Raw genomic sequence first — 25,663 nt, 5'->3', positions numbered from 1 at the left:
TTAAATAAACCTATGAAAAAAATCACCGGGATTTATATTTTTTATCAAATCTACGCCATGATTTTGCAATATATGGCTCACATTTGTCAAGTTCAGTTAAAAGGCATCCCCTGATAGTAGCAGTATCCATTTCTTTTTTTTCATCTAATTTTGAACTGATTTTAGAACAAACAGTATTTATAATCTCTTTTTTCTCTTCTAAATTGTATCCGGCATCAATAGTAGCCTTTTGAAGAGATTTTAGGATTTTATTTGGCTTAAATGGTTCACTTATTCCTTTTTTTTTAACAATCTTTACCATGTAACCACCACTACAATATAATAATTATTTGTAGTTTCTTCCATAAAACAATTGATAAAAATTTTTAAAATAGAATCCCCGGCAAAATTATAATTATAATTACTATTAATTGCTAGATTAAAAAATTCTTTTATTAATATCCCAAGATGATCAATTAAAATCTTTCATTATAATCCAGTTCTTTAAATGTAATTATAAATTCTGTTCCATTGTCTTTTTTGATTTTTAGTTCTCCATCGATTTGATTTATTAAACTGCGGATGATCTGAATTCCCAGTGAAGTTGAATTTTCTAAATCCAGATCATCAGGAAGTCCGATTCCATCGTCACTAATACTGAGTAAATAATTATTTTCTTTCTCTTTAAAGATTATATTTATATTTCCCTTGCTTTCATTGGGAAAAGCATGTTTCATAGAGTTTGTAATTATTTCATTGGCCATTAAACCGCAGGGCACTGCTGTTTCGAGCCCTAGATATATATCCTCACAGTCCATATTCAAAGAAACCCTGGTATTTAATGAATAACTCATTAAAAGCTGGTTGGCCAAATAATTAAGATAATCTTTAAAATTAATATGGGACATTTTTTCAGACTGGTAAAGATTTTCATGGATTAATGCCATTGATTTAATTCGATTTTGGCTTTCAATAAATAACTCTAAATCTTTTTCATCTGAAATTGTACTGGATTGTAAGTTGAGAAGACTAGATATTACTTGTAAATTATTTTTCACCCTGTGGTGGATTTCTCTCAGCATCATATCTTTCTCATGCAAAGAGTCTTGAATTAGTTTTTCAGCTTTTTTTTGTTCTGTAATATCAATCAAAGACATTAAATTTTTATTAGTATTAGGAATGGGTTGGGTGTTGGTTATAAATGATTTTGATTCACCTTTATAGTTAATTAAATTTAATTCATAATTTTTAGGCACTGCATTAGGATTTAATTTTTTTATATTGTGATAACCTAAAAAACGTTCTCTATCTTCGGGGGCCACAAATTTTATTAAATTAGTATTTTCATCTAATATTTCTTTAGATATGCCTGAAAAATATTCAAATTCACTATTTATCAAAGTAATATCCATGTTTTCATCATAAATTAAAGTTAATGTTCCTGTGTTTTCAAAAATAGTCCGATATCTTGTTTCAGATTTTTCCAGTGCATCTTGAGCATTTTTCTGCGTCGTGATATCCCTTGTACTGCCAATAAACCCCCTGAATGCATCATGAGAATAAATAGGTTTTCCAATAGTTTCTAACCATATATACTCTCCTTTTTTATTCATGAAACGGTAGTGTATTCGGTTAAAAATGCGAGTCCTAATGGCATTTTTCACTGACTCTTCAAAGCTTTTTTTATCTTCAGGATGGATAAAATCAATCAATTTTTTTCCTAACATGAATTCAGAGGAGTAACCAAAAAGCCAGAACGATGACTCACTTACAAACTTTAAATGGCCGGTTTCGTTAGATTCTGTAATTAAATCCATCATATTGGAGTTAATAAATCTGAGCTGTTCCTCTCGTTTTAAAATAATATCCCTGTTCTTTTTAAGGGTTTTTTGAGCTTTTTTTATTTCATTTAGGGATATGAATTGTCTAATTAAAACTAATACCACAATAGCCCCAACCCCCCATAATAATTCATCATATGGATCTTCTATATAAATTATCAAACTGTAAACAATTACAACCAGAATAAGAGGTAAATAAGACAGCCAGGTTTTCCTTTTTTTTAAGGATTTATATTTTGATAAAAAGGGTTCTAAATTCATTTCAATACGTTTGTAACAAGAAATAGCTGCCAGTGTGACAAAAAAATAACCTAAAAGATACAGTATGCTACTAATCCAGTCAAATAAAGCTATGGAACTCAGATCATAATAGGCATATATAATATCTGCAAATATTTGGGAAAAAATCGCTCCAGAGAAAAATAGAAGAGGTGCGATTAATGGTTTTTTAGTTAAATTTAAAAGCAAAATCAAGATAACAAGCAACATTAATATATCTAAGAAGATATAAGAAACTGAAAAAATAGATGATATTACTACTCCACCATTCAGATCAAGTGTGGGGTGGATAACTAGAAACCATAATATTAGAGTGGAAGATGTCATGACAATTAAAATATCAATTAATGTTTTTAGATTTATTTTAAGGGGCCTAAACAACATTAAAATCCCTATAGCAAATATTGGATAATATGCTATGAAAAATAAATCTGCTAGGGATGGATAAGGACTGACTTTCAAAACAAGATCAAGAAATAAATAGACAATATCCCCAAAAGCATAAGAAGATTGAGCAATTGCTAAAAATAACCAGGCCGAGTAATTTTTTCGGTTATGCTTGGAAGCCCAATTAGCAGTATAACTCAAAGCTGCTGCAGCTATGATATTAAAAATAACTGCAGTTGCATCGGTTACATAAATTGAGTTTATTCCATTATCAAAAAATAAAATAGGAATTATTGAGAAGATTATAATGACTATAAATAAAATTAAAGCTGTTTGATTAAAACTTTTTTTATTTAGAGCAGCATCCATATTACCAGCCATAGATGATTAATATTTATAATGATTATTGGCAGCCGTATTCACTATATTCGCTAAGCTTACTCACTGATTCTTAATGGGTATTACTAATTTATTTTTTTTATCTTAAATATTACCCGATATTTAAAAGGATCCATTAAAACTAGAATAAAAAAATTTGAGGAAAATAATAAAGTAATTCAAAATTTAAATCAATGATCTTCACTAACAAAGCGATACTCATTAGAAACACAGGAATGGTAATTTTTGTAAGCTTTTCCTTCAATTATCAACTTTTTTAATAATACTCTGCATTCTTTAGGTGTGATTTTAAGTTTGCGAGCTATATATTCTCGTGAACAGCCATTAAATTTCTTTTCAAGACATAGCTTTAAAAATTCATCACTGGAAATGTTTCCCCTGTGTAATTTAAGTTCTAAATCACAAATTATTGTTTGTTCATGTGGGTTTCCTGATTTTTGAGAACATTCATGACAAAAATCTTCTCCAAAGGATCTATCTAACCCTTCAATAATCTTTCCACATTTAATACATATTTTTTTCATAAAAGACACTTATACTAATTTTATAGACATTATCTATTTTCCATAATTTCGTTTAAGATAATTTAATGATATTTTTAAGATAAATAATTTAATTTCAGGATTTCGAAATAAAAAACCTATTTAAAATCTTTCTTTATATTCTAATTCATTAAATTCAATTTTAAATTGAGTGCCCTGATTATTTTTAATATCCAGTTCTCCATTAATCTGTTTACTTAAATTTTGAACAAGTTGAAGTCCTAATGAATTACAGTTTTTTAAATCCAGATTTTCAGGCAACCCCACACCATTATCACTTATAATTAACTGATATTTATCAGGCAATGATTTTAATTGGACAGTTATGAGTCCTGATTCGCCTTCAGGAAAAGCGTGTTTCATAGAATTTGATATTATCTCATTAACTAAAAGTCCGCACGGAATAGCAGTTTCAATACCTAAATAAACGTCATCACAATCTAAATTATAATCTAGCTTGCCGTGAAGGTCATAAGAGACTAAAAGTTGTTGGGTCATTGTCTGCAAGTAATTATTAAAATTGATTTGGGCTAAATTATCGGACTGATATAAATTCTCATGTATCATGGACATGGATTTAATTCGATCTCTACTTTTTTTAAACAATTCAAGATCTTCTTCGCTGGAAACATTATTTGATTGTAAGCTAATGAGGCTGGAGACTATTTGCAGATTGTTTTTCACTCTATGATGAATCTCTTTAAGCATTATTTCTTTTTCATTTAATGATTTTTTAAGAGATTCTTCAGCTTTTTTAATTTCATAAATAGAAATCAGTTGTCGGATAACAACCAGAACAACAATAACACCTACGCCCCATAATAATGGAATACTGGGTGTCTTTGAATAAAGTAAAAGTCCATAAGTAAATATTACTAAAAAAAGTGGAAAATACGAAATCAGATTATGCTGTTTTTTTATTGATTTATAAAGAATAAGATACTGCGAATCAACATATACTTCTCTAAAGAAGGATATTGCTGCCAGCATTATGAATACATATGTTGTGAGGTATAATACTGTGCTGAACCAATAGTCCATACTTGAAACTGTGCTAATGTGTGCTGCAAAAAAAAGATCAGCAAATATTTGAAAAAACATTGCACAAGAAAAGAAAAAAAGTCGAGTTTGCATCTGAAACTTATTTTTACTCATTAACAAACTCACAATCACAGTCAAGAGAAATATATCTAAAAACAGGTAAGAAACTGAAAGAAGAGCCGTGATTACATCACCATTATTTAATTGTATGGTTGGGGCGAAGACAAAGAAGTAGAATATTAGAAAAGCAGAACTTAAAGTAACTAATACATCAATTGATATTTTAAGATTAATTTTTATCGGTCGAAACATTAATAAAAGCCCTATAATAAACAATGGATAAAATGAAAGAAAGAAAATATCTGCAATAGAAGGATACGTGGGCATATTCAAAAAAACATCCTCAAAAAGATATATTATATCTGCCAGAAGGAACGAAAACTGCCCTATACTTAATATTACCCATGCCTTGTAATTTTTCCTGTGATTTTTAAAAGCCCAATAGGCAGCATAAGTTAAAGCTAGAGTCGCTGCTAAATTTAAAAAAACAGCTGAAAAATCACTTAAATAAAGAAATAATTGGCTATTATTACTAACTAAAAAAAGTGCTGCTGATAGTAATAGCAATATACTGAATAATATTGTGCTAATTGGCCTTAAACTTTTTTTAGTTGCTTTTACTCCCATATACATCATGTCCAAGATAAATAATTTATATCTTATTATAATCATAGTGCAAAATAATAAATATGTTTTATGTCAAATGCTACTATATTAAGTTAATGATGAAAAATAAGTGGTGAATGAATGAGTTTCTTCGATCCTCGAACCAGAGTAAGTCCATGGAAGAAAAATTTGTTAAAGGTTATGCGTTTAACTATACTGGTACTTGGAATATTGATAGTGGTCTTTGGTGTTGGGGGTACAAAAGTCTTTGGTCTCATGGCGCTTTTAGGGCTGGGTTTGATTTATTTACCTACTTTAACCAATAAAAATCATTTACAAGTAATTCCTGTCGAGATTGAGATATTATTTTTGCTGGTACTGGTTTTTGAATATGTACTGGGTAATACATTTGGTCTATATGGGCTGATACCTCACTATGATAAGTTCATGCATTTTGCAGTTCCTTTAATAGTGGCCCTTATTGGAATGATGTTCATGTACACGGCCTATGTATATGGGAAAATTAAAACTTCTCTAAAGATAATGGCTTTCCTAATAGTTTTAATAACCATTGGAATCGGAGGGATACTGGAAATGGTCGAATATACTTATGACACTATATTGTATCAGCATATAGAACACTTCTTACCAACTGGATTAACACAGGGATCTCCCACCATGAGCCCACTTGATGATACTATGATCGATCTATTTACAGATGCTTTAGGGGGAATTGCAGGTGCTATTATTGGAATATTACTTATTAAAAGAGCCCAAAAAAAAGGACAGTGCTCTGAATGGGTTGATGAATTTGCAGAAATAGAGGGGTTTAAGAAGAATAAAAAATAATCATTAATTATTTAAGCCACTTGTTAAGAGTTAGATTCTCTTCATCAATGTTTATGTCTTCTAAAATAGTGCATTGTTTTAAATTTTCAATTAGATCCGATTCTATCAGTTGTATGTATTTAAAATAAGAATTAGAAAGATTTTTAGAAACGGCCTGTTGTGATATGTCTATTATCTCAGCAACTTTTTGCTGATTATTCAAGCGATAATATTCAGTAATTACCTTACGCTTGTTAAAGCTCCAGTTATCTTTTATATGAAAAATGAAATTCATCTGCCATTTAATAGCATTGGCTAAAATAGGGTTATCTATTTTTAAATTAAAAATCAAACCTGTTTTTTTAAGATCACTCATCATCATTTGAGATTTTGAAATAATAGGCCCATATACATTAGAAATATCTTTCTGATTTTTTGAAGTATTTAATTGTCCCTGAATTAAAACAAAACGGATTTTTTGAGGATGCAATTCATCTTCTAATAGTGAGATAATCTGATAGACATTTTCTATCTTTTTCATTGCTCCCGCTATCTGTTTAATCCCCTGGATGATTCTTAAAGACATTATAAAATCAGATGAATATTGACTGTTAATCATATGGCATAATTTCTCTAATTTAGACTGGAAATCCTCTTTTTGTGAGATTTTAGATGATTCCAGCACATCAGCTAGAATGTAGTATGCCTTAAAATTCATGGATATAATATTACATTTACCCTATTTAACAACTTTTGTTTTTGTATAAGTTAATACTGGAAAAAGAATTGAATTTTTTACAACTAATTTAGTTGTAAAGTTCCTATAGGGAGTAAGTATGGTTAAAATATTATCATTTAACAAAAAATATTTAATTATAAAATAAATATCTTAAATTATCATAAAATCATATAAAATATTTAATACGATGATAAAATGAAAATCTCCAAAGAAGATCTGGAACTTATTGAAAAAATAAAAAATTACCGAACAGATCAGAATCAAATGGATGTAATAAATTTTAAAAATGAAGTTCTGGAAAAACAAAATCACGAATTGAAAAATGCTCTTAAAACTCTTCAAAGTGAACATATTGACCGGAATAAATTATTAAATGATATAAAAAAGCTTAAAAATGAGAACAATAATCTAAAAGAAAAGATAGAGAAGTCTGAAACTAAATTCGATTTTTTAATGACTTCCCCTCAATCAGTTAGATCAGTGTATGGAGAAATTAAAAACTATTTATCAAAGGTAGAAAAAAAAGTATTGGTTTGTTCTCCATGGATAACCTATCTAATGGAAGAATTTGATGGACTTCCAGAGAATATAAATTTTAAAGTAATCACCAATTTCAGAAAAGAAGACATTGAAGCGGGAATTACGGATATAGATAAAATAAGAGTTTTAAAAAAGTTTGGTGCAGATATAAGATATAATAATAATTTACATGCAAAAATGGTTTTCATTGACTCAAAAATAGCAATAATATCATCAGCAAATATGACGGGAAGGGGTTTAAGAATAAATTATGAGGCAGGGGTGTTGATTAAAGATAAAAAAATTGTGGAAGACTCAATTAAATTTTTTAAAGGGGTTTGGAAAGAAAGCAAACCCTTAAACCCCGAATTGATTACAAATTATGTCTCTGATTAATATGGAAAACAAAATAAATTCTGACTTCTCAATCATTACCTCAGATATCCGTCAATTTATTAAATTAAAAAATAATGCTCCTAAACTCAAGGCAAAAGTAGTCTCCACCCATAATAATCAAGTAACAATAAAATTCAACAATTCACCATATCTAAATAAAGGATCAAGCATTAGTATAAATGACTCTATAGCTATGGTTTTAGATTATAATGGTTATGAAGCCGATTTAAAACTTAATTCGGGAGATGAATTTTTTTTAGGAGATTATGTTGAAATTGATGATGATGTGGCAAGAATCATATTAAATAGATTGGAGAAAACTCTGGATAAAATCGATAACCATGACTTAAAAAATTCATCCCAAAAAATATTGAATTTTTTATTGGGGAAAAATAACCCCACATACGACAGATTAATTTTAGATGATTTATCTCCCAATTTAAATGAAAGTCAGAGGATTTCTGTTGAAAAAGCAATCAATGCACAGGATTTTCATTTAATTGTCGGCCCACCAGGTACTGGGAAAACACATGTTATAAAAGAGATTATGGGTCAACTTTTTAAAAATAATCAAAAAGTACTGGTCACGGCCTGGACTAATATTGCAGTGGATAATATTTTAGAAGGACTAAATCAGTTGGACGACGATAAAATATTAAGAGTAGGATCTAAAAAAGATATAAATCCGAAGAATATAAAATTCACACTTTTTGAAAAACGTAAATATCATTCAGATTGGATTGAAGTGAAAGATATTGAAAGTGAAGTTTCATATAAAAAAAATGAATTAAATAAATTATCCCATGAACTCTCATTGATTAATGAAGAAATAAAACCTTTTGAGGATAAAAAAAAGCAGTACAATATAATTTTATCCAATATCCAAATCACCACCAATGAATTTGAATCAATGAAAAGTAGTGTGAAAACTAAGGTAGTTGAGGACAGTTTAAAGCTCCAGGAAATTAAAGCGGAAATTAGAAAATTAGAACTATTATCACAAAAGTATGTTGATGCTGCTAAATCAATTTATGAAGTAGAATTCTTAGAAAGTAATCTTCCAGACACAGATACATTTTATTTAATTGAAGAGGAATTAAAAAAGCTAAAGGGTAAGGGTTTAGTTAAAAAAATTTCGTCTATTTTCGATAAAAATGGATATGAAAAATATCATGAAAAATTAAATATTACAGAAGAAAATTATAACAAAATGGTTGAAAAATATAACCATTATTGGGATTTAAAGGATTTATCTGAGGAAAAATTAAGTTCATGTTATGGTGAAAATAAGGGGAAACCAGATGAAGATGCTATAAACTACGAATTACAATTATACCATAAATGCCAAATGAAAATTTCATTACAAAAAGAAGAGATCAATAAACACTTGAAAAAAGAAAAAGATGAACTTTTATTAAAATCTTATCAAATCTATATAGAGTCTCTAGAAAATAAGTTAATTTTAATGCAAGGAGAAATTTCCAATTTAGAATTTGAAATTACTAAAAAATTAAAAAAGAAAAGATATATTTCTAATTTGATTAATAACCTTCAAGATTATTTAAAAAATTTAGAGATGGATAAGAAAAACTTAATTAGTCAAATAGATGAGGATATAATAAATCAATCCGATTTTGTTTTTTCTACTGTAGTATCTTCAGCAAGTTTCCTATTGAATAATGAACACTTTGATGTAATGATTATGGATGAAGCCAGCCAGGTTGCAAGTTACATGGCTTTAATCCCATTAATAAAATGCGATAGGTTTATTCTCGTTGGAGATGATCGTCAGCTACAGCCTATTTCCGAGGAAGGGTTGAGTAAAAAATATAAAGAATCTATATTCAATAAACTCATAAAGATATACCCTGATTCTTATTCTCTGCTGGATACTCAATATCGAATGAATAAAGAGATTGCTAGCATTGCTAGTAATCTCTTTTACAATAATCAATTAAAAACTCACCATTCAGTGGAAAATCAACTAATAGACTGTGCAATAGATGAAAATATCAGTGAAATAATTTCCCCAGGCAAAGCAATAACTCTTATTGATACCTCAAAAATTGAATATTATGAAGATGGGGTCGGGAAGGGCTGTGTAAATACTAAAGAAGCACTAATTATTAGCAAATTAGTATCTTATCTTTTTTCAAAAGGTATTGAAACTGGAGATATAGGTGTTATCACTCCATTTGTGAGACAAAAAGAAAAGATAAAGGAAACTTTAAAAGAAAATGTAGAGGTAGACACTGTCTACAGATTTCAGGGCAGAGAGAAGGATATAATTATATTTAGCTTTTGCAAAAGCCAAATAGGCACAATGAATAAATATGTTAAAAGGTTCATTGGAGAACCAAATCAACTGAATGTGGCTATAACTCGTGCTCGGAGGAAATTGATAATTGTAGGAAATACTAAAACCCTGCAAAGTAGTAAACTTTTAAGAAGATTAATACAAAGTATGGGAAAAGAATCAGTGATTATGTGCAATATTGAACATTTAAGACTGTTAGATTTGGATTTTAGCGAAGATAATAAATAAATCATATTAAAAATAATTGAAATAATTGATCTATTTATTTAGATCAATTTTACCATCTAATTCTTTTAGTTCTCCTTCATCGATCATTTCATTTAAAACCTCATCAATGCGATCAAAGGTTTTTTTACTAGTGGTTTTAAATCCAAATAATCTGGAAGCACGTATCACCAGATCCCTTTTTTCACTTTCGTTTTCAAAACCAATCACCATTCTAATTGCAGCTTCTATTTCTTCAGGAGAAATAATACTTATATCAGGTTTATATATCCTTTGTCTTACAGGTATATCTGATGTATCATTGAGCAGTAAGAAATCCCCGCTACGACGGATGTTCCCATTATTTTCTGCCATTTCCACTGCACTGGATATGATATTTTTAACCTTATTTCCTGCCCTTCGAAGACCACAACCTTCTCTGATCCGCTTCACCACTTCATCAAAATGAATAGGGCCTTCAATAGATACGATTTCACTCACCACAGTTGAGATTACAGGTGTGGGGCTTTTATATAAATCATCTGAACTCTTCAAAGTGCTTAATTCATACATCTGATATGGGAGTAGCTTATCTTCCAATCGTGGTTTGGAAGGTTTGGGTGATTTAGGGACATATGTTTCATCATTATATGGAGTATCTTCAACATTTTCATATTCTGAAGATTCCCCCACATTATCAGAAATTTTTAAATCACTTTCATCAATTATATCAACTTCTGATTCTAATTCAATGATATTATTATCTTCTAAATTTTCTATCTCAGAATAGGTTAAATCCTCATTTTCTTCAATTTCTAATTCTTCAGTTACTGTTAATTGACGTGATTCATTCTCTTCACCAACTACTATCCCCCCAGTTTCATTTTTTTCAACAATTGCCCCCGAGATATCCACTTTGATTTCTAACTGTTCCCTGATATCATCTGTTAGCTCCATTTCCATGGCTTTGTTGGTGACGTCGTTTTGCAGTTTTTCTATGGCTCTTAAGAGTTTTTTCTTGGTTTCTTCCCTATTCCTGTACCAATCAGTGGACCAGACGTGGATTATTTTCCAGCCCAAACCTTCAAGGATTTGTTCTCTAAGACGATCCCTGTCACGAGCAACAAGTGAACTGTGGTACATCGCACCATCACATTCAATACCTGCCAGGTATCTGCCATAATTTTGAGAATCCATAATAGCCAGGTCCACTCTAAAACCAGCACATCCAACTTCTCTTTCCACTTCTATATCATTTTCCATAAGGAATTCATATACAGAATCTTCAAATGAGCCCTGGATTTTTTCATGCCGGTCATCACCATAACCCAGGTTTCCAGTTTCAGCATATTGCAAGAATGTTTTCAGTGCTTTAACACCAAACGGAGTCCCATTATTGACATGTAAATCCATTGCTTTGAAATTTGAAAAGACAATACATTTTTCTCTTGCCCGGGTAATAAGCACATTCAAACGCCTTTCGCCGCCTTCCTGATTTAAGGGACCAAAATTTAAGGAGATTTTATGCTGTTCATCAAAGCCATACCCAATACTAATTAAAATTACGTCTCTTTCATCACCCTGGATGGTTTCTAGATTCTTTACAAAGAAGTGTTCGTCATTGGTCTCCTGGAAATATTTCTCCATTTGAGGATGTTCTTTACGCATTAACTCCAGTTCTTCTAGAATGGCATTCATCTGTGCCACAGAAAATGTCCCTACACCTAAACTCTTACTGCCACCATATTCGTTATAATGAGCAAATATTGCTTGAACTACGGCTTTAGCTTCTTGAGGATTTGATCTAGTTTTTCCCCGTTCATATACTGTTTCCGGCAGGTATTCTAATTTTAAACCCAGTTCATGACTCTCATGGCAGGGTGATGGATAAATCAGGAGATGGTTATCATAAAATTCCTGATTGGAAACAGCTATAAGTGATTCGTGACGGCTACGGTAATGCCATCTTAGCATTTTTACTGGGAAACTACGTTTACAGAGATGGAGTATACTTTCCATGTCTGCTGCTTTGGCCACATCCTCAGTTTCTTCTTCAGAATAAATCATCTGATCAAAAAATGAGGTGGGTGGTAACTGGTTAGTATCTCCCATAACCACGGCAGTTTTTCCCCTCAAGAATGCCCCTAATGCATCTTCAGGTTTTACTTGAGATGCTTCATCAAAAATAACCACATCAAATTGTAATCTAGAATTAGTTGGATCTAAATACTGTGCAATGGAAAGAGGACTCATCATAAAACAGGGCTTGATCTGCTTTATTAAACCCCCTGTTTTTGCTAAAAGTTTTCTAAGAGGCAGATGCCCTCTTTTACGGGTGAATTCACCGCTCAATATGCTGGCCTGTGAATTAGGTGCCGCCCCACCAAATACCTGGGGTAGATTAGAATTTAATTTATTAATAAGTCGTTTCCGGTTGAGTTCAATAATTTTAGAGTCCAGGTCTCTGAATTCACTGATGCGACCCTGGTGTAAATCCCCAATAAATGTATATAATATTGATATTTCTTTAAAGGCCATGGTTAAAAGACTGTCTGCCAGATTTCCTTCCATAACATTTTTAACATCTTCCAATTTGATTGCTCCAGCTTCAACAGAGGGTATAAATGCAGAAGCCTTGGTTTTCATACACAATCGTTTTTTCTCCAGATATTGTGACCATAAAGGTAGTATGCTTAAGTGGTCCTGCCAGGATTTTAATTGAGTTTTCCACTGGCTGAAGTTAACCTCTTCTGGTTCCTTGTTAAAAAGGATGTGACTGTGAGTATTTAGACGTGATTTTAATGATTCTAGCGATTTTGCAAATTTATCACTTTCTTCCAGTACAATATTCCTATTTTGAATAATATCTTCTTTATTTATACCCTTTGACACCATTTGGATGGTTTTTTCAGTGATAACATTGTCTTGAACCAGTTGTCTAAACTGCACAATCCAGTATGCAGTAGCCCTTAAATCTTTAACTGGGGGGTTTTCTAGATTCCACAGGGATCCAAAGAATTCTCGTGCTAGATCACTATAACTTTCCAGTTCTCTTTTAAGATTCAAAAAATCCTTTAATGATTCTAAATCCTGAATAATTTCGTAATCGTTTTGTGGTGTATTTTCCAGGTATAATGAATCTATCTCATTTTTCACTTTCCGGTATTTCCCACTTAAAAACTTGATTTTACTGGAGGACTGTTCCATGTATTCTCTTAAAATTTTGTCCAGGTCTTTTTCACAGGCCGAATCATGAAAATTCTCCAAGATTTTGATATTATCCTGATATTTTTCCAACTTATCCAGCAATAAAAATGCGTCGCTTTGGTGCTGATCCCATATATTAGAATTTAAAACTTCGAGGTCCATTGGTCGGGACTCAGCGATAATCTGAGCAGCCAGGATAGCTTCTTCAAATTCGTGGAAGTTTCGTGAGGGTTTAATGCCATAAGTTTCCTCCAGATTTTTACTTGAATGTCTAAATGAATCTAAATTCTCTAGAGTATCACTTATTAAAGATTCAACCTCCCTCATAGTTGGTGGAAGAATCATACCCGGGTCCGTACCTGACCAGGGGTTTTCGGCTAAATCTGGAAGTAATTGTGATAATTTAGCCAGGTTTTCCAGTTCAATTATAGACTCTTCCCATTGATCTGGAGTTATAGTCTCAGGGGAAGGTATCCTCACCAGAGGTAATGTTTCGAAGTGTTTTTCAGAATTTTCCCTCATACCAAATAGTTGAAACGGAGATAATCGTATCTTATATAGTGGTTGATGTAGGGCTTGGTTGTAATCATTTAATTGTCTCCTTAAAGTTTCTAAACGATTTAATTGGCGATCAATATCCACTGGATCTTCATAATCACATTTTAATGTGTTTTCAAGTTCCTGCAGCACATCTTTTTTACGTGCCTTGTGTGAGTGAAGTTCAAGGCAGAACTTACCCAGCCCCACATTATCTAAACGGTTTTTAACTACTTCTAATGCGGCCATTTTCTCACTGACAAATAAAACAGTTTTACCTGCAGCCATCAATTCACCAATAAGATTTACAATAGTCTGTGACTTTCCAGTACCTGGAGGTCCTTCCACCACCAGATTAGATCTGGCTTTAACATCTTCAATAGCTGCAATTTGAGAAGAATCAGCATCCATTACATGGTAAAGGTCTTTATAGTTGAGATTTGTATCCACATCACTCTCTTTAAAATAAGGCCTTTCCTTTTCCAGGTCCGGGTTAAAAATAGATTGAATCAATGGTTTTTCAGTTATATCAATACCATCTTTATATGATGTTGGATCAAGGTCCCGGTACATTACAAATTTGGTGAATGAGAAAAATCCGAGCTGTACTTCATCGTGAACCTTCCAGTCTTTCTGTGATTTAACAGCTTTGGAAACTTCCTTCAAGTACTTTTTAATACCTTCCTCTGTTTTAGGCATTTGAAATTCCGGCAAAAGAACATCTTCTTCCTTTAATTTAGCCTGCAGGGATATATTAGTCAGCATCTCATTGCCGTCCCAATGAATGGAAAAAGACATACCGACCTTTCTTCTCTCTAGTATAACCGGGATTAAAATTAGGGGGGCTTTTCTTATATCTGCTTCATGAGGAACATTCCACTCTAAAAACCCTATGGCTAAGTACAGGATATTATAACCCTGTTCCTGTAACATAGTACGTGCTCTTTGATTTATATAAAAGAGTCTTCTCTGGAGTTCAGATGGTGTCAGTGAAGTCTCTAAAAATCTGCTTTTCTGTTCTTCTATCTCTTCTTCTTCTACTGCAGGGAATTCCCATAGTTCTGATTCAGGAGATTCTTTTGTAAGATCATCCTCTTCAACATCTTTAATTTCTTCATCCAGCTTTTTTTCTTCTTTTTGGGGCAGAAACTGCATCTTTTTTTCTTTAAGGACCAAAAAATCATAGATGTGGGATGCTTCGTCATTTATAACTTCTATAGTTCTTGATCTCGGACGAAAATTCAAAAGCTGGTTTCGCATACTTAAATCAAGGAGTTTTCTTCTTAAACTTTTAAATTCACTATTCACGATATCGTTGGTCGAGCGCCCCATATACATTCCTCAATTAAAATCACTTTAATGCAAATCTATTAATTATAAAACTTATTTATATAATTTTAGAACCTATTTCTTTAAAAACTTTAAGGAGGATATACAGTTTTTTTAAAAATTTTAATATAATTATATAATATTATTATAAGTGGTTCTCACTGTTTGATTTTATAATTGTAATATCTATTTTAAATAGATTTCTTATTTAGGATAAAAATAAAAACAAAAATCGTACAATTACTCTAATTAACTTATTTTAAAAAATTTATTTCCATTAAAACCGTATATTTTCTAATAGTATCTTAAAACCTATGGCTATTAAAATCAAGCCACCGAGAATTTCAATCTTATTTTCAAAAAGATGACCAATATTTTTACCAATATAAACACCAATTAAAGATAGAATGAATGTTATAATTCCAATTATGATGATAGGAGTTATAATTGATGTGTTTAATATAGCGAAAGTCACACCCACCGCAAAGGCATCAATACTTGTTGCAATGGATAGAATCAAGAGCTCTCTAATGGAAAATATTTGGCAAGTGTCATCACCACCAGTGCTAAAACTTTCATATATCATTTTAAGACCAATACCTAGAAGTAGTAGAAAGGCAATCCACGGTGCTAAAGTAGAAACAATACTTTGGAGATGCATCCCCGAAAACCATCCTAAAATAGGCATTAATGCCTGAAATACTCCAAATGATAAAGCAATTATTAGTGCATATTTAATATTACATTTAAGGCTTAATCCTCGTGTTATAGATACGCTGAATGCATCCATAGCCAGTCCAAATGCTAGAAATATTATTGAAATAAAATCCATATCAAACTCTCAAATAATATAATTAATGATTATTTAAATTAACATATTAAGTGTAATATTTTGACTTATAAAATCTTCTAAAAATACTTACTTATTATACAATTTAAAATAAGCTTTAAATTCAAAATTGATGCAACACATTAGGTTTCTGCTTCTTCTTCCAGATCCATAATTTTAGATAGCTTGTAAAACACTATTACTAATAAAAAATCACTTAAAAGAACCATAGCAGTTGCAATATCTGCTATAGAAAATAAGTTATATATGTTGATCACATCTAAAAACCTACTTATAGCTAAAATAGATATGGACACAGCATAGATTTTAAAATATAATACGCTTTCTTTTAGGTGGGTGAATATTAATCCCAGGGCGGCTTCTTTATATTTTGAAACTATTAAATACATTTTAAGTGAAAAATGCATGGTTAAGATGGTTAAAATGAAAACCAATCCTGAAACAATGAGCATCATTGATTTTCATCTCCTTTCATTAGTTTCTGTAATAAATAAGTGAAGACAAAAAGGATAAAAACATTAATGCCTAAAGCGGTTTCAACGAATAGAACATTTATATCCATTATATACAATAGTCCCGTTAAAAATGTGAAAAGAGAAGCAAAAACAAGTAGGGCGAAAAGAGATTTAACTCTTTTTTTATGTAAAAAAATCATAGATAAAGCAGTTTCTTTAGTTTTTAAAACATTTATTAATTTTATGGCTGAATAAAACAATAAACCAGCCAAAATTAACCCAATTACTCTTTGTAAAAAGAGAACATTGATTTCCATATCATTCAGCCCAGTTTAAACTAATAAGTTTCATAATAATTACATTTGTATTTATAGGCTTAATCTTATTAATTATTTATGGAATATTAACTACCAATACACTTTCATGAAATAAGTTATAATCCTAAATAATTATCTATTAAAAAGAGCCTAAATAGTATAGAAAGGACATCATTTTAATTAAATCTCATCATGCATCTGAGCTAAAATTAAAGCCAGAGTAACAATATCCAGGCGATTGTGTTCAATAATGGGAACCATAGGGCCAATATTGTCTTCTTTTAAATATGTGGAATAGTATCCCGGTATATGGCTTCCAGGAACATCATCCACCCTTTCAATATCAAATAAGTGTCGTTCAATAGTGGTTAATTTACAGTTGGGAAGTTTATTTCTCCAGAATCTGCGGGAGTAATGTAAAAGATCAAAGTGAGGTCTATCCAAATCATATTCAAGTCTAAAATATCTTAAACGATTTTTTATATAAGGCAAATCAAAGGTTACTCCATTGAATGATACGAAAGAGGTGTTTTCAGTTATTCTATCTGTAAATCCAGATAGTACAGCAGGTTCGTCGCCTAAATTTTTTAGTATATATTGTCTGACTTCAATTTCATTATTTTCTATACTGGCCTCACCCATTAATATTACTGGTTGGCCCGATAGCCCCAGTGTTTCAATATCCAAAAAAATAAAGTGTTCTTTTTCAGCAAAACCTGCACAATCAAGTACTCTTTGATGGGAAGATGGGTATCTTTTTTTAACCAGGCTGCTCATTTCACTACACGATTCAGATTCTAGTTTCTCCAGGAATATGGAAGCCCTCTCACTAAATTTAGGGTGTTCCTGCAGGGATTCCATGTTGTGATATCCCTGTTCTTTTAATCTTTTTTCAGTGACCTCCCCAATACCAGGTAAAAGTTTAAAATCTGAGGTCAGGGATTTTTTAATCTTTAATTGGGATTTCAATTTAAAATTAATCTTTTGACTATTTTTAATAGTCAGTACCTCTCCTTGACTGGTTTCCATAGGTTTCGCACCTAAATCTTCCAGAGATTTATCCTCATATTTTAATAATAACCTGTTTTTCAGATTTTCCAGAGGATCTAATGACTGGCACAGATATTCTTCGTGTTTCTGGTTTTTAAGAGAAGTCATAATAATCAATATAAATAATTTAATCAATCTATTTTAATTTAAGTTGAGGAAGTATTTATTGTTTATTTTATTTAATAGTCATTTCCTAAGAGCTTACTTTAAATCAAATAATTCAAATTAATTAGAGTAACTTCCTCAGACTTTCAGAAGCATCTTCATGATCTGGGTTTATACTTAAAACCCTGCTGAAAAATTGTATGGCTCCAGAGACATCACCCTGCGCCTGTAAAATCAATCCCAGTAAATACCATGCATTATCAAATTTTGGATCAATTGTTAAAATATCTGATAAATTATGTTTAGCTTCCATATATTCGCCACAGTGGTACTGGGCAGTAGATAAAAGAAAAATGATCTCTTTGTCTTTGGGCTTTATTGAAAATGCCTGATTAATATATTCCAGGGCCATTTGTTGATTTCCAAGTTTTTGCAAGGTTAAGCTCTTGTACTTCAAAAGTTCCACATCTGCTGCTTTAATTTCCAGAGCCTTGTCAATAAATGAAAGGGCATCCTCAAAGTTCTCTTCATGATATAATTCCATGGATCGCTGCTTTAATTTATCAAAGGAATTGTACTCAACATAACTTTCACTACCCATCGATGATTTTTTAAAAGACGCAGAAGATTTAGTTAAATAATCCACAACAACTTCATCCACTTTTCCAGACTCCATGGCATGGATCATTTTTTTCAAGATGTGACTGGTTGCATCTTTATGCAGTGGCCGGTTTTCGTTACCACATTTTGGTGAATAAATACATGAGGGGCATCCTTCCTTGCACTGGCAGTTATAAACCATATCTCGGGTGGATTTGACAAGTTCTTCAAAAACTTCAACAGCTTTCTCTGCTAAGCCAATTCCACCCTCATAGGCATCATAGATAAATATGGTTGGTTCCTGTGTATCTGGATGATATGGTGTGGACAGTCCACCGATATCCATTCGGTCACACATAACATGCAGTGGAAAAAGAGCAATCAGTGCATGTTCTGTCCCATGCAATCCCCCTGGAAAGATATCATCTCCATTGAATTTATCTTCCAGGATATCTTTTAGAGAAGATGGTAAAGTAAACCACATCCCCTTGGTGGAAAATTTAAGTGCAGGTAAGTCCAGAGGATAAGTTCCTAATACTTTACGGTAGTTCATGAGTTTGTATTTATAAAAATCTTCAGAAACTTCTAATTCTCCGAAGTTAACTGTTAAAGCACCGATATCTCGCCTGTAAACTTTTTCCATTATCTTAATATCCACGTCCTTCAATACCTGAGTATGGTAATCAACAGTACGCTTGGCCACATTAATAAATTTCTTACGGTTATCAAAACTTTCTACAGTATATGTTTCGCCCTGATTTATCAGAACCGCTCCTTCGTGTGCTTCACGGTAAGCATGTGATCGTTCCATTCGCTCCAATAATTTACCGGAGTGCATAACCTTAAATGTATCACTGGATATCTGGTCCAGTCCGTGTTTAAATGCCGGGCTATCATTGGCAATATATATCCAGTTGTGTGGAGTTTTTCGGATAACTCCATCATTTATTAAATCCTGAAGGTAACTTTCATCCACATCAAAGTATTCATTTAATTCTTCTCGGGTAAGTGGGAGTTCATTAACGGCACACTGCAAGTGGGCGTGGATGATGTGCTGGTTTTGAAGATCAATTATAGCATTTTCATGGGCTTTATCAAAGAAGAAGTGGGGATTGTTCATGAAGTACTGGTCCAGGGCATTTTGGAATGCAACTAATACCACTAAAGAGTCATTGTGTTTTCTACCAGAGCGACCTGCCTGCTGCCAAGTTGAAATCATAGTCCCGGGATAACCAGATATAATCACTGCATCCAGCGATCCTATATTTATTCCCAGTTCCAGGGCATTGGTAGTAGTAACTCCTATGAGGTCTCCTGATCTCAGCCTTTCCTCGATTTTCCGGCGCTCTTCTGCTAAATAACCTGCCCTGTAAGCAGTTATTTTCTCAGTTAATCTGGGCTTACGTTGGTCAATCTCCTTCTTGGACCACATAGCAATAAGCTCAGCCATTTTCCGGGAAACAGTGAAACATAAAGTCTGTAAATCGTGTAAAATGAAGTATAAAAATAAATTGCTGGTTTCCTGGTGAACAGATAGATCTGTTTTCTTTTTGTAGGGATTGTATAGTATGAAGTGCTTCTCTCCTCGAGGAGAAGTATCGCGTGAGATTAATTGGAATGATTTACCCACCAATTTTCGAGAGAACTCCTCATGATTAGCCAGTGTAGCTGACGATAAGATGAATTGAGGATTCGATCCATAATGTTTACATATCCGGCGGAGTCTGCGTATTAAAAATGCTACATTCGATCCAAAAACTCCCCTGTACTGGTGTGCCTCATCAATGACAATGAATTTAAGGTTACGGTAAAATTTCTCCCACTGGTGATGCCAGTAGAGTATGAGGTGCAGTTCATAGGGGTTGGTTAAAATTAGACGGGAGTTCTTTTTAATCCAGGGCCTTTCCTCTTTAGGAGTGTCTCCATCATAAATATTAGGCTTAATATCAATTTTTAAATCTTTTTCCAGACTTTTAATGACCTGTTGCTGGTCATTGGCCAGTGCTTTAGCAGGGTAAATATAAAGTGCAGTTGCCTCATCATCCAGAGTAAGCTGTTCCATAATAGGCATGTTAAATGCCATAGTCTTACCTGAAGCCGTAGGAGTTGTGATTAATACATTTTCACCACCCCTCACGTGTTTAAATGATTGGGCCTGGTGCTGGTATAATTTTATATTATTTTCTTCAAGATATTCCCGGATGTTCCCGGGTAAGTCTTCCACCACACCGTATTCTGCTTCTTTTAAAGGGATAGTTTCTATATGCTCTATCTTATCACGGAAGCGGATGTCTCTTTTGATTTTATTTAAAAGCTTGTTGACCATTTCTGTCACTAAATTATGTCCTTAATAAGATTAAAAAGTTTTTTCAATATATCTAATGTGATTATGCACTTAATAAATGTTGTTTTATTAATTAATCTTATTTAACTACACACAAAAACATCTAGAATAATATTTAATTTATAAAAATAGAAACATTAATAAAAAATTATTTAGAATAATTCAATTCTTTAAATTTTATCTCAAATGCTGTCCCTTTAGAATTATGCATTTGTATTTGTCCACTAATTTGATCAGTTAAACGGTTAACAATTTGAAGGCCCAATGAATGAGTATTACGGAAATCAAGATCATCTGGAAATCCCGAACCATTGTCTGAGATATTGAGGATGAATTCATTATCCATTTTTTTAAAAGCTATGTTTACCTCTCCTTTAGATAAATCTCCAAAGGCATATTTCAAGGAATTAGTGACCAGTTCATTAACCATTAGTCCTAAAGGTACTGCAGTATTTACATCCAGCATAATATTTTCAACATCTAAATTGAGTTTTATTCTTTGAGAATTATCCGTATATGATCTGAATAGATTTAAAGTTAGTGTCCGTAGATATTCTCCAAAGTTTATGCTTTTGAGATTATTTGAACTGTATAATCCTTCATGTATCAGTGCCATACATTTTGCCCGGTCATCACTTTCTTTAAGTATTTTTAAGGCATTTTGATCAGTTACATATACAGATTGTAAGTTTAATAGGCTGGAAATCACAGAGAGGTTGTTCTTGGCCCGGTGGTGGATTTCTTTCATTAGAATCTCTTTATCTTCTAATGTCCTCTTGATTTCAATATCTGCCTGTCTTTTCTGTAAAGCAACCGAAACCATACTGACCAGCGTTTCCACAATATCTTTTTTATCCATAACTTCTTCGCCGCGTGAAAAAATAGCAACTGCACCGTATAAAGTATCATCCCATAATAATCCCATGCCATAACTCTTTTTTATCCCAATCATCTTTTCAACTAGCTGACAGACTCTTTGAGAGAATACCTGGCCTGTTGCCGAGTACAGTCCTCGGTTGAGTTCTTTAAATCGTCGGTTGATCAGGCATTTTTGCAAGATTTCATCAAAATCAGTATAACTGGCCTTAATATCCAGGAAATCTTCCCCTATAAAACGGCCCAATACATTTATTATTTTTTGATCTACACCCTTTAGACTGGCTACACCAAATTTATTTAATTTCTCATCACAAGATGTTACCAGTATTATAGATTCTGGAAAAAGTTTTTCTAATTTTAAAGCAGCGAATTCATAGATATCATCTTCAAAAGGAATATCAACCAGTTCAATGGCACTCCTGGAAAGTAAGCGTTCATTTTCCAACAGCATCTGGTTCCGCTCTTCATCATATTTTATAGCTGCTTCTAGTTTTTTTATAATCCTTTTAGAATGTTTAAGGTCATCTAGAAGTTTTTCCTTTGAAATGTTATCCATTTAATCACGCGTCAAAATAATCTATTGATTAATTAATATTTTAATTTTATTAATTTATGAATATTAATAGTTTTACTAAGTATTACTCTTTAAAATTAATATTAAAAATAGTTAGTTAAAAATTTAGAAATTGTATTATTTTCCAAACCATTGAAAAAAGATTTAATAACCGAATAATTTAATTAAATAAAAAAAGAAGATTTAGGGTAAAATTAACCCCTATTTTACTAGTAGTTTATACCATTAAAGTTGAAACCATGTATTTTGAGATTGAAGAATCTTTTAAAGAACTTTAAGAATCCTTTCATGTGTCTTATTGATGCATTTATACTGCCGGGGAATATGGTCCCATCAGTTGATTTGGTTTCACATATAACAGACCTGATACCGTTTCTGGTGGTCACAGTAGTTAAGAGTCCTCGATACTGCATTACACTGTGCACCGGTGACCGGGCATATTTACCAATATATCTTGCTAGTTTAGATCCTCCCGGGTGAGTTAAAATAACGTTTTGTCCCAGTGGATATGCATCGTAGGTATTGGTACAGTGGAAATCTCCCAAGTATTTCACATTATATTTTTTTGCCATTCTGACCACTATATTAGATGGAGAGCCTTTTACATAAGAAATATGATTTAAATTCCTTCCATTGAATCGTCTGATATTCTTGGCTGTGGAAGATGGTGCTACAAAGGGTATAATATAGATTGTACCTTTTATTGTCTTACCATTAAGGACATTGATCAGTTTCATGGCAGCAATTTGTGTCGGGAGTTCATTGGGATGTATTCCAGCAACCATCATAACTCTGGGGCCTTTACCATTCCCAAATATAACCATAGGTGTTCCTTTTTTAGCTGCTTCCACTACTTCTCTGCAGATTGCACTGTTAGGAATATTCTTTTTAATGCGCCAGTTTTTTAAAACATTTCCACCGGTTTTCCGGTTGATTATTTTAATTGTGTAATTCTTCTTTGCCGAACCATTGGTGGTTACTGAAGAAGATTTTGTAGTGTTATTAGAAATAGAGCTTACAGTTGATGTATCCTTTACTTTAGTAATCTCTGCATTACTATTTTGAGTATCTGCTGCTGTTACAGTACCTGCAATAGCAATAAAAAAAACAAAAATCATAGATAATATCAAAATTTTAGAAATATATTCCGATTTCAGATTTTACCCCCCGGTAATATTTATACTGTTATTCTGTCTAGCCAGTTATATAAATTATATTTATAAAAATAAAAGAATGATGAATTTTATTATCAGTGATTCCAAATTCTTCACTGATTATTATTTAAAAAAGCGTATTTTGAAAATCTTTAACCGGTTCCAGGACCCCATTTTTACGGATATGGGTTACTTTGAATCCTTTTTTAAGTAAATTTTGGCCAATAAGATGGTGACGATGGCAATTATAGGGGTTTTCTTCACTACACATGAGGACAATTTTATGGTCTTTAGAAAGAATGGTTAATTCACGAATTCCATCCTTAAATTTTAATGTTCTGGAGAGAATCTGATAATTTACTTTACCATCTTTGTAATATTTGGCGTCGCGGGGTTTTCCCCCTATATTGGGGCCAAGAAATATATATTCAATGGACACATTTTCCATGGATTCTTGGAGTTGTTTTTTATTAAATTGAGGGACATGCTTGCTGTAAGGTGAAGAACGGATATCAATAAGTGTATCTATATAATTATCATTCAATATTTTTATAAAATCAGGCATTAAGTGGTTGCTATGACCTATGGTGAAAATAGTGGAATCTGACATTTAATATCTCCAAAAATTAAAAAATATTATATTTATAAACAGATTTACGAGGTATTAATATAAAACCATGCCAATTCTATCTTTTTAAAGCTCAGAATTATTTTATAGTCTCTGACTCTCAATCTATACTAATTTTTATATCATTTCAATTTTTTAATATCTAAAATAGAGTTAAAACCATTTTTGAGTTCAATTAAACTATTCTCAATCAATTTAAAATAATTTTTATCCATTTTTTCCAGTTGGTTTGGAATTTTTTATCCAGAAAGATCTTATATTTCATTCAACTAAAGAATTTTTTTCTTTTTTCAATTCATTAATATTAGAATTTCATCTTCTTCTGGAAAGTTTATACCAATTAATTGAGAATCAACAACGTATTCATTTTTTTTAACATTAATTATAATTTAAGCAAGTTCTTTTTCTATTTCACTCAACATTAAGGTAGAATAATTTATTATTCATATCTTAAATATTTAGCAATTTAATAAAATATCAAAAAGATATAAAATTAAGACATTTGTTTTTATTTATAGCCTAAACCAAGTGTTTAAAAACTCCCATAATCTTAACATTGACCAATCCATAATAAACTGCGCAATATATGGAGGGGATCATATAAAACTTTAAATGCATTATTCTGGAGTTTGCAAAAGTCTTCCATGGAACAATCTACTGTATACATGATGCAAATAAAAATCAATTAATACAATATACATCTTAGATTTTTAAATAAAATATTATTCAAATTTTCTTATTCAATTTTTAAGTGAAAAAATAGTGCTTTTTTTAATAAATGGTTAGTTTAGGTTAATAATGCAGCGAATGATACGATATGTAATATAACCTTTTTTGATTAAACAACTGTAAAAACAAGAGAATATATTAATTTATAAATTTTAATAAAAAGAACATTTAAGAGTCTAAAAAATAATCAAATTAATACAAAACATCAGCCAAATATCTAAGATAATTGTTAAATACTCTGCAAAAAATATATAAAAAATAGGTTTTAGACTATTAATTAAATAACGTGGTATTATGAGCGAATGGGTAGAAGTAAAGAAAGACGAAGAAGAAAAGAAAGAACAAGCCACTATTTGGAGTCCCAGCGCCATGGGAGAATCAATTCAGGGCATTTATATTGATATGGAAGAAAATGTGGGCCAGTACAAGAGCAACATGTACACCCTTAAGGGAGAAAAAGGCGAAGTAAAGTTATGGGGGTCTACTGTACTAGACAACTTGATGGAGAAAGTACCATTTGGCCATGAGGTTAGGGTCACTTACAATGGGACGCAGCCATCAAAAAATGGGAAAAACCCCTGGAAAGATTATAAAGTGGAGTACCGGAGCGTTTAGATTATTAGTAAAAATAGTGTAATTTTCAATCATATTAATTGAATCATTTATGAACTAAAACCATTCAAAAATAAATAAAATACATTTAACTTCAGAAATTTAAATTCTTGTTCTAAAGTTTAGCTATTTTCCTTTTTCAACTTCACTAGTGAT

18 protein-coding genes are annotated in these 25,663 nt (G+C 31.7%); 4 read left to right on the top strand and 14 right to left on the bottom strand.

What is annotated here, in order from left to right; genetic code table 11:
- Positions 1 to 22: 22 nt before the first annotated feature.
- From MXE27_RS07865 to MXE27_RS07850, 4 genes are all read right to left on the bottom strand, one after another.
- Positions 23 to 301: an ATP cone domain-containing protein gene (locus MXE27_RS07865; RefSeq protein ID WP_248611871.1), complete on the bottom strand. Its 279-nt coding sequence runs from the start codon at positions 299 to 301 to the stop codon at positions 23 to 25.
- Positions 302 to 455: 154 nt separating this feature from the next.
- A complete protein-coding gene (locus tag MXE27_RS07860; RefSeq protein WP_248611870.1) occupies positions 456 to 2,867 on the bottom strand; it encodes a sensor histidine kinase in 2,412 nt (803 codons plus the stop codon).
- A 188-nt stretch (positions 2,868 to 3,055) separates the two neighbouring features.
- Positions 3,056 to 3,409: a hypothetical protein gene (locus MXE27_RS07855; protein WP_248611869.1), complete on the bottom strand. Its 354-nt coding sequence runs from the start codon at positions 3,407 to 3,409 to the stop codon at positions 3,056 to 3,058.
- Positions 3,410 to 3,529: 120 nt separating this feature from the next.
- On the bottom strand, positions 3,530 to 5,155 hold the full coding sequence (locus tag MXE27_RS07850) for a sensor histidine kinase (protein WP_248611868.1): 1,626 nt from the start codon (positions 5,153 to 5,155) through the stop codon (positions 3,530 to 3,532).
- A 120-nt stretch (positions 5,156 to 5,275) separates the two neighbouring features.
- Here MXE27_RS07850 and MXE27_RS07845 point away from each other — a divergent pair, with 120 nt between their 5' ends.
- Positions 5,276 to 5,983 (top strand): DUF2238 domain-containing protein, encoded by a 708-nt coding sequence (locus MXE27_RS07845; protein ID WP_248611867.1) that lies wholly within the window; start codon positions 5,276 to 5,278, stop codon positions 5,981 to 5,983.
- 7 nt (positions 5,984 to 5,990) lie between these two features.
- Here MXE27_RS07845 and MXE27_RS07840 read toward each other — a convergent pair whose 3' ends face one another.
- Positions 5,991 to 6,680, bottom strand: coding sequence for a SatD family protein (locus tag MXE27_RS07840; RefSeq protein WP_248611866.1), 690 nt, complete (start codon positions 6,678 to 6,680; stop codon positions 5,991 to 5,993).
- Positions 6,681 to 6,896: 216 nt separating this feature from the next.
- On the opposite strand from MXE27_RS07840, the gene MXE27_RS07835 reads away from it, so the two are divergent.
- Together MXE27_RS07835 and MXE27_RS07830 are read left to right on the top strand one after the other, a co-directional pair.
- Complete coding sequence (locus MXE27_RS07835; protein ID WP_248611865.1) at positions 6,897 to 7,616, top strand: phospholipase D-like domain-containing protein; 720 nt, start codon at positions 6,897 to 6,899, stop codon at positions 7,614 to 7,616.
- Between the two features lies 1 nt (position 7,617).
- Positions 7,618 to 10,161 (top strand): DEAD/DEAH box helicase, encoded by a 2,544-nt coding sequence (locus tag MXE27_RS07830; RefSeq protein WP_248611864.1) that lies wholly within the window; start codon positions 7,618 to 7,620, stop codon positions 10,159 to 10,161.
- A gap of 30 nt (positions 10,162 to 10,191) precedes the next feature.
- Here MXE27_RS07830 and MXE27_RS07825 read toward each other — a convergent pair whose 3' ends face one another.
- The 9 genes from MXE27_RS07825 to MXE27_RS07785 form a co-directional block, all read right to left on the bottom strand.
- Entirely contained in the window at positions 10,192 to 15,213 is a 5,022-nt protein-coding gene (locus MXE27_RS07825; RefSeq protein WP_248611863.1) for a DUF3320 domain-containing protein, read from the bottom strand.
- Positions 15,214 to 15,487: 274 nt separating this feature from the next.
- Positions 15,488 to 16,042, bottom strand: coding sequence for a manganese efflux pump MntP (locus MXE27_RS07820; RefSeq protein WP_248611862.1), 555 nt, complete (start codon positions 16,040 to 16,042; stop codon positions 15,488 to 15,490).
- A 140-nt stretch (positions 16,043 to 16,182) separates the two neighbouring features.
- Positions 16,183 to 16,515, bottom strand: a complete 333-nt coding sequence (locus MXE27_RS07815) for a hypothetical protein (protein WP_248611861.1) — start codon at positions 16,513 to 16,515, stop codon at positions 16,183 to 16,185.
- On the bottom strand, positions 16,512 to 16,832 hold the full coding sequence (locus MXE27_RS07810; protein ID WP_248611860.1) for a hypothetical protein: 321 nt from the start codon (positions 16,830 to 16,832) through the stop codon (positions 16,512 to 16,514). The genes MXE27_RS07815 and MXE27_RS07810 overlap by 4 nt, the downstream gene beginning before the upstream one ends.
- Positions 16,833 to 17,012: 180 nt before the next feature.
- Complete coding sequence (locus MXE27_RS07805) at positions 17,013 to 17,990, bottom strand: ribonuclease H-like domain-containing protein (RefSeq protein WP_248611859.1); 978 nt, start codon at positions 17,988 to 17,990, stop codon at positions 17,013 to 17,015.
- A gap of 121 nt (positions 17,991 to 18,111) precedes the next feature.
- Positions 18,112 to 20,913, bottom strand: coding sequence for a DEAD/DEAH box helicase (locus tag MXE27_RS07800; protein WP_248611858.1), 2,802 nt, complete (start codon positions 20,911 to 20,913; stop codon positions 18,112 to 18,114).
- 166 nt (positions 20,914 to 21,079) lie between these two features.
- Complete coding sequence (locus MXE27_RS07795; RefSeq protein WP_248611857.1) at positions 21,080 to 22,366, bottom strand: sensor histidine kinase; 1,287 nt, start codon at positions 22,364 to 22,366, stop codon at positions 21,080 to 21,082.
- A 227-nt stretch (positions 22,367 to 22,593) separates the two neighbouring features.
- A complete protein-coding gene (locus MXE27_RS07790) occupies positions 22,594 to 23,502 on the bottom strand; it encodes a succinylglutamate desuccinylase/aspartoacylase domain-containing protein (RefSeq protein WP_248611856.1) in 909 nt (302 codons plus the stop codon).
- A gap of 163 nt (positions 23,503 to 23,665) precedes the next feature.
- Complete coding sequence (locus MXE27_RS07785; protein WP_248611855.1) at positions 23,666 to 24,148, bottom strand: DUF488 domain-containing protein; 483 nt, start codon at positions 24,146 to 24,148, stop codon at positions 23,666 to 23,668.
- A 1,041-nt stretch (positions 24,149 to 25,189) separates the two neighbouring features.
- Here MXE27_RS07785 and MXE27_RS07780 point away from each other — a divergent pair.
- Positions 25,190 to 25,510 carry a hypothetical protein gene (locus MXE27_RS07780; protein WP_248611854.1) on the top strand — a complete coding sequence of 107 codons (321 nt, stop codon included), beginning with the start codon at positions 25,190 to 25,192 and terminating at the stop codon, positions 25,508 to 25,510.
- Positions 25,511 to 25,663 lie beyond the last annotated feature (153 nt).

The sequence above is a fragment of the Methanobacterium alcaliphilum genome (genome assembly GCF_023227715.1).
Taxonomy (GTDB): domain Archaea; phylum Methanobacteriota; class Methanobacteria; order Methanobacteriales; family Methanobacteriaceae; genus Methanobacterium_E; species Methanobacterium_E alcaliphilum.
The sequence above is the reverse complement of the archived record's forward strand: the minus strand, read 5'-3'. Positions and strand labels throughout refer to the sequence as shown.

What these genes read in the sequence shown, in the direction of transcription:
- MXE27_RS07830 (WP_248611864.1), top strand. Translation starts at nt 7,618, where the DNA reads ATGGAAAACAAAATAAATTCTGACTTCTCAATCATTACCTCAGATATC.
- MXE27_RS07845 (WP_248611867.1), top strand. Translation starts at nt 5,276, where the DNA reads ATGAGTTTCTTCGATCCTCGAACCAGAGTAAGTCCATGGAAGAAAAAT.
- MXE27_RS07850 (WP_248611868.1), bottom strand. Translation starts at nt 5,155, where the DNA reads ATGGGAGTAAAAGCAACTAAAAAAAGTTTAAGGCCAATTAGCACAATA.
- MXE27_RS07825 (WP_248611863.1), bottom strand. Translation starts at nt 15,213, where the DNA reads ATGGGGCGCTCGACCAACGATATCGTGAATAGTGAATTTAAAAGTTTA.
- MXE27_RS07805 (WP_248611859.1), bottom strand. Translation starts at nt 17,990, where the DNA reads ATGACTTCTCTTAAAAACCAGAAACACGAAGAATATCTGTGCCAGTCA.
- MXE27_RS07840 (WP_248611866.1), bottom strand. Translation starts at nt 6,680, where the DNA reads ATGAATTTTAAGGCATACTACATTCTAGCTGATGTGCTGGAATCATCT.
- MXE27_RS07780 (WP_248611854.1), top strand. Translation starts at nt 25,190, where the DNA reads ATGAGCGAATGGGTAGAAGTAAAGAAAGACGAAGAAGAAAAGAAAGAA.
- MXE27_RS07835 (WP_248611865.1), top strand. Translation starts at nt 6,897, where the DNA reads ATGAAAATCTCCAAAGAAGATCTGGAACTTATTGAAAAAATAAAAAAT.
- MXE27_RS07820 (WP_248611862.1), bottom strand. Translation starts at nt 16,042, where the DNA reads ATGGATTTTATTTCAATAATATTTCTAGCATTTGGACTGGCTATGGAT.
- MXE27_RS07800 (WP_248611858.1), bottom strand. Translation starts at nt 20,913, where the DNA reads ATGGTCAACAAGCTTTTAAATAAAATCAAAAGAGACATCCGCTTCCGT.
- MXE27_RS07790 (WP_248611856.1), bottom strand. Translation starts at nt 23,502, where the DNA reads ATGATTTTTGTTTTTTTTATTGCTATTGCAGGTACTGTAACAGCAGCA.
- MXE27_RS07795 (WP_248611857.1), bottom strand. Translation starts at nt 22,366, where the DNA reads ATGGATAACATTTCAAAGGAAAAACTTCTAGATGACCTTAAACATTCT.
- MXE27_RS07860 (WP_248611870.1), bottom strand. Translation starts at nt 2,867, where the DNA reads ATGGCTGGTAATATGGATGCTGCTCTAAATAAAAAAAGTTTTAATCAA.
- MXE27_RS07810 (WP_248611860.1), bottom strand. Translation starts at nt 16,832, where the DNA reads ATGGAAATCAATGTTCTCTTTTTACAAAGAGTAATTGGGTTAATTTTG.
- MXE27_RS07785 (WP_248611855.1), bottom strand. Translation starts at nt 24,148, where the DNA reads ATGTCAGATTCCACTATTTTCACCATAGGTCATAGCAACCACTTAATG.
- MXE27_RS07855 (WP_248611869.1), bottom strand. Translation starts at nt 3,409, where the DNA reads ATGAAAAAAATATGTATTAAATGTGGAAAGATTATTGAAGGGTTAGAT.
- MXE27_RS07865 (WP_248611871.1), bottom strand. Translation starts at nt 301, where the DNA reads ATGGTAAAGATTGTTAAAAAAAAAGGAATAAGTGAACCATTTAAGCCA.
- MXE27_RS07815 (WP_248611861.1), bottom strand. Translation starts at nt 16,515, where the DNA reads ATGATGCTCATTGTTTCAGGATTGGTTTTCATTTTAACCATCTTAACC.